At 46.3% G+C, this 3406-nt stretch carries 6 protein-coding genes; 3 read left to right on the top strand and 3 right to left on the bottom strand.

Annotated features, from left to right (window positions below):
• The 3 genes from AAB400_03905 to AAB400_03895 all read right to left on the bottom strand — a co-directional run.
• Positions 1–974 (bottom strand): hypothetical protein (locus AAB400_03905; protein ID MEK7649026.1); only part of this gene is annotated, 974 nt, incomplete at its 3' end.
• A gap of 114 nt (positions 975–1088) precedes the next feature.
• Positions 1089–1514: a hypothetical protein gene (locus tag AAB400_03900; protein MEK7649025.1), complete on the bottom strand. Its 426-nt coding sequence runs from the start codon at positions 1512–1514 to the stop codon at positions 1089–1091.
• 12 nt (positions 1515–1526) lie between these two features.
• Positions 1527–2240 (bottom strand): thioredoxin domain-containing protein, encoded by a 714-nt coding sequence (locus tag AAB400_03895; protein MEK7649024.1) that lies wholly within the window; start codon positions 2238–2240, stop codon positions 1527–1529.
• A gap of 89 nt (positions 2241–2329) precedes the next feature.
• Between AAB400_03895 and AAB400_03890 the strand changes: the two genes are divergently transcribed.
• The 3 genes from AAB400_03890 to AAB400_03880 form a co-directional block, all read left to right on the top strand.
• Positions 2330–2572 (top strand): hypothetical protein, encoded by a 243-nt coding sequence (locus AAB400_03890; protein ID MEK7649023.1) that lies wholly within the window; start codon positions 2330–2332, stop codon positions 2570–2572.
• Positions 2569–3012 carry a hypothetical protein gene (locus AAB400_03885; protein ID MEK7649022.1) on the top strand — a complete coding sequence of 148 codons (444 nt, stop codon included), beginning with the start codon at positions 2569–2571 and terminating at the stop codon, positions 3010–3012. Before AAB400_03890 ends, AAB400_03885 begins: the two co-directional genes overlap by 4 nt.
• 8 nt (positions 3013–3020) lie before the next feature.
• A partial coding sequence (locus tag AAB400_03880) for a PEP/pyruvate-binding domain-containing protein (protein MEK7649021.1) occupies positions 3021–3406 on the top strand: 386 nt, incomplete at its 3' end.

The following is a 3406-nucleotide window of genomic DNA, read 5'->3' as shown; positions in this document are numbered from 1 at the left end:
TCTTCTTTTTCATCCATGAGATAGGTGTCGACAAATTCTTCATCACCAAGTTCCAATCTGACTTTCATGATTTCTCCCGCGACCATCTCGCGTTGGAAGTCATGGAGTTCGGGCTCATCGTGCGCTTCATCCACAAGCTGTTCAGCATGTCGAAGAATTTCGCGTGCGCTTTCCGGGTTGCTGACTGCCTCAAGGTAGGCTATCTCGGAGAGTGTTGACGCTTTTTCGAGGCGATGCTCAATCTCGTCAGTAAATGTAAGGAGCTTTTTCGTATCCATATCTTGCTGGCGCCAGAGTCCTATCGCATAACTCAAGAGTACGTCATGATCCGGCTGCGGCAGTCCTTTTAAGAACTCAACATAATAGTCGTGTTTGTTTGCTGCAGCATAGAGCGATGCAAGCGGAGCAAGAGGATGGGTATGTGGTGCCGGATCGCTACTCCACTCTTCAGGAATGATAACTTCTTTGATGGCGTCATGGACGAGCTTGAAGAAGTGTGCACCATCGGCATGGCGGATAGTCAGAGCAACTTCGGCTAATTCGCATAAGAGCATGAACCGATCTTCGGCATTATCGAGATAGGCGATGCTATCAAGCGCATCCTTCCACTGCAGTGGTCCCTGTTCGATCTTATGTCTAATGATATTTATACTGGCGTACGGCGCGAGCGGCTCGGCTTTGTGCGCCTCCCAATCAGCTTCGAATAGTTGACCACGGGAAAGCTTTGTTTGGATAATCGAATGTTTCACTTCACCAATGAGGGAATCATCAACCTCATCATCTGCATTATTCAAAGCTGCTCTTTTCTGTTCACTTATTTCAAGCCCACGGAGTTCATCAATGAAGTCCACTTCAGCTAATGCTTTCGAAACGATCCCAAGCGCGGTGATGCGTGTAAGGAACCATTGTATTTTCTTTGAGGTTTCTACTGCTCCTATGAGAATGTGTATTCCTCTCACATAATTCTTAATCATAATCGCTGTCTTTTCTGACGAATCCTGTGTTTTCAAGGTTCTTTCTCCACGCACCTAGGCTATCATACATGTATTGAAATGTCAATGATTTCAGTGAAAAATAAAAAGCTCCGTTTAGGGGAGCTTGGTGGAAAGCGTCTTGGGTCCGCCGGCCGTTTCAATGAGGGCCGTGACAAACATATGGAGATTTGCAGCGCGTGCAACATCAACTGTTTCTCGTGTGATCCGCGATGAGTTGAAAGAAGCAAGCGATGATTGATGCTGTTCAATATATGTGCGGAACGCATCGACAGTCAGTGTGCCGTGGGCAGTAGTAAGCGCTCTATGGACTAATTGAAATTCAGGAGAGCTATCGCGATAGGTCAGGAGAGCCTTTTTGAGCAGTTTTTGAGCAGCAGGTATTGCGCTTGGGTGTATTGGAGTGATATCTCCGTTCGGATCTAGAATTCCATCCAAAAGGTTTTTTATTGCCATTGCGACTTGCGCGTAATTACTTGTATCGAGTGAGCCCGTTGGTTGCTTAGCCTGCTTAAAGGACATGGCAGCATACTATCACTTCCGCAGCTCTAGGTCAATGGCGTTTTTGAGTTCGGAAAACATTGCTGCGCCTACGATGCGTTCATTATTGATAAAAAATGTTGGTGTGCCGGTGAGTCCGAGGCTTTGCGCATCATAGAGATCGTTGACGATTTGCTGATGACGGAATTTTTGAGAATAACACAATCCGAATTGCGCACTATCGAGGCCAATATCCCTCGCGATTTTTTCTGGAAAATCTGCGCTTGCTTCCGCTTGATGGATAAACGCATATTCACTGTATTCAAGATATTTTCCCTGGTCTTTTGCGCAGAGGGCACCTTCGGCAATGTTGATAGATTGAGGATAGAGTTTGACAATGGGCATTTCGCGAAAAACAAATCGCACCGATGCATCTTTGTACTGACTCATAAGCTGCCGTACGACAGGCATGTCGATTTGGCTATAGGGGCATTGGTAGTCGGAAAATTCTACGAATACAACCTTAGCATCTTTGGGTCCGACGGAAAATGACACCGGGCTGTCGATTGTCAGAATATCCTGCTGAAGATATGTTTGTCCGCGCGCTGCGATGCCTGTGGGCGAATAATTTAAAGCAGACGCGACGGGAGCTGATTGGGGAGGCAGGGGCTTTTGGAGCCCCAACATCATCAAGCCGCCAAAAAAAACAATGACGATAATAACGGCAAAGAAAACAATGAGATTGGTATGTTGTTTGTGGGGGGACATAAAAGCAGTATAGCATAAGAAAGTAGGTTTGACACGAGTGGTAGCGCTTGATAGTATGACTATGTATTAAATACATAGTCATACTATCTATGAAAAACTCCAAGATGCTTACCATTACCTTGCCCCAGAGAACGCTTACGCGCCTCCGATCGGAAGCCCGAAAGAGAAATGAAACGGTTTCAGGTCTCCTCAGGAGGGCATTCGATACCTATACCCAGCACAATCAGGAGATCTATACCTCTCAAGAAATCAAGCAGCTTCTCGAAAGAGACCGCCTCGCCATCTCGCTTACTAAAGATCTTGATCAATTGCTTAAGAAACACACAGCATGAAACTTTTCCTTGATGCTAATATATTCATAGCAGCATGCGGGAGTGAAAAAGGAGGTTCGCGATATCTCTTTAGGATTGCAGAACAAGACTCCAACGTGAGTCTTTTTAGCAATGCCTATGCGCTTGCCGAAGCAGAAGTAAATATCTCCAAAAAGATGCCGGAAAAAATCAACCTCTTTTCTCACTTGAAAAGTCTTTCCATGGTAATACTTGTTCACCCCGCCCCGCCCTATCTACAATTTCTTGCACGATCGTTTGTACCTCTTAAGGATGTACCAATCCTAGCTGGAGCATTGAGTGCTCAAGTGGATAGCCTCTGTACTCTTGATAAGAAGGATTTTCATACGAAACGAGTGAAGGAGCTTTGCGCATCATTTGGCGTTACGATTGCTTTTCCTCGAGATATCCTTATACAATGGCGAGAGACGCAGTGCGGATAGCCACTCCTATGAAAAGCGAATATATTCGACAATTTAACGAGATTCGAAAAGAAGACGTCGCTGTTGTCGGAGGCAAGGGCGCATCGCTTGGCGAAATGACCGCGGCGGGTATTCCCGTGCCGCCCGGCTTTGTCGTGTGCACAAGCGCCTTTGAGAGTTTCATACATGAAGCTCAGTTGAAAGCCGAGATTGAATCAATTCTCAAAACAGTCGATCACGCAGTGATGCATACCATCGAGGGTGCATCGGAACAGATTCAAGGTATTATTTTGATGGCTCCTTTGCCGCAAGTTCTTGCCGATGCCATCTTATGCGCATTTGATGATCTTGGCGCCGAAGCTGTTGCTGTGCGATCAAGCGCGACAGCAGAAGACAGTGCGAGTGCAGCATGGGC

The organism is Patescibacteria group bacterium (assembly GCA_038065255.1).
Lineage (GTDB): Bacteria > Patescibacteriota > Patescibacteriia > JACQRZ01 > JACQRZ01 > JBBTRI01.
This window is presented reverse-complemented; position numbering and strand designations above follow the sequence as displayed.

Coding starts and splice junctions, on each gene's coding strand:
- AAB400_03900 (MEK7649025.1), bottom strand. CDS start 1,514: ATGTCCTTTAAGCAGGCTAAGCAACCAACGGGCTCACTCGATACAAGT.
- AAB400_03895 (MEK7649024.1), bottom strand. CDS start 2,240: ATGTCCCCCCACAAACAACATACCAATCTCATTGTTTTCTTTGCCGTT.
- AAB400_03890 (MEK7649023.1), top strand. CDS start 2,330: ATGAAAAACTCCAAGATGCTTACCATTACCTTGCCCCAGAGAACGCTT.
- AAB400_03885 (MEK7649022.1), top strand. CDS start 2,569: ATGAAACTTTTCCTTGATGCTAATATATTCATAGCAGCATGCGGGAGT.